A 1140-nucleotide genomic window follows, 5' to 3' on the forward strand; every position below is an offset into this window, starting at 1 on the left:
ATACCATTTTTTTAAAGATGTGATAGACTTATGTAAGAAGTAAAGGAGCCAATAAAAATGTCTGGTCGCCCTAACATAAAAATTACCGAATCTGTAGAATATTTGCAAATGATTCTTAAGAAACAAACAAGAATCCTTGCCTACAATAAAGTACAAATGCTTTATTTATTCCAATCGAAACAAGTATCAACTGTGCGAGAAGTAGCAGCAGTTTTAGGTAAAGGTGAGGCAACAATTCATCGCTGGCTCTTTCAATACAAACAAGGCGGTCTGGAAAATTTATTAAAAAATCGGCAGGTTTTTGGTCGCCCAAAAAAGTTCTCAGTTGAAGTAGCCGCTTTATTGCAACAAGAATTGAGAGATCCCGAAGGATTTTGCAGTTACCAAGAAGTTCGGTTATGGCTCTGGTTAATCAAAGGAATAGCCAGTAGTTATTCGGCTGTATATTCTTTAACGAAAGGTGAATTTAAAAGTAAATTAAAAATTCCGAGACCTCGAAGTATCTCTCAAAAAGCTACGGCAATTAATGACTTCAAAAATACCTTGCACTACCAAATAAAATCTTTACTGGAGAGAGCTTCACCTCAAGTAAACAAATATAAAAAAGTCAACTTTTGGTGCAGCGATGAAACTCGATTAGGGTTGCATACAATTCGGAGGCGAAAGCTAACTCTTTTCGGCGTAAAGCCCGCCCGGTAAGCACCAATGGAAATTTGAGTGCTTTTGGCTATACGGGGCTGTATCGATTTCTACTGGCAAAAGTTTTTTTTGGGAGTTTTCACATTTAGATAAAGTTTGTTTTGAAGCATATTTGCAACTTTTGTCAATACAATATCCCGATGAATTACACATCATTCAAGTCGATAACGCACCCGCTCATAATTTAGACTCATCTGACTTACCAGACAATATTATTTTACTGTTTCAACCTCCGGCTTGTCCCGAAGTAAATCCCACAGAGAGAGTGTGGGAATATCTCAAAAATTTCTTAGCTTGGTCGGTGTTTAGTAATCTTGATGAACTTCGCACAAAAGTTCAGGAAATTTTAGCATCTTTCACCGATCGCGTCATTGGATTTCTCACCGGATGGTCCTGGATTTTACAGGCTTTATCTCTATCACATCTTTAAAAAAATGGTAT

The 1140-nt window shown here is 37.1% G+C and carries 1 pseudogene; it reads left to right on the forward strand.

From position 1 onward, the window contains the following. Window positions 1–57 precede the first annotated feature (57 nt). Window positions 58–1129: pseudogene (locus QUB06_RS34595) on the forward strand (IS630 family transposase). Window positions 1130–1140 lie beyond the last annotated feature (11 nt).

This window comes from Microcoleus sp. D2_18a_D3, assembly GCF_036702455.1.
Classification (GTDB): domain Bacteria; phylum Cyanobacteriota; class Cyanobacteriia; order Cyanobacteriales; family Microcoleaceae; genus Microcoleus.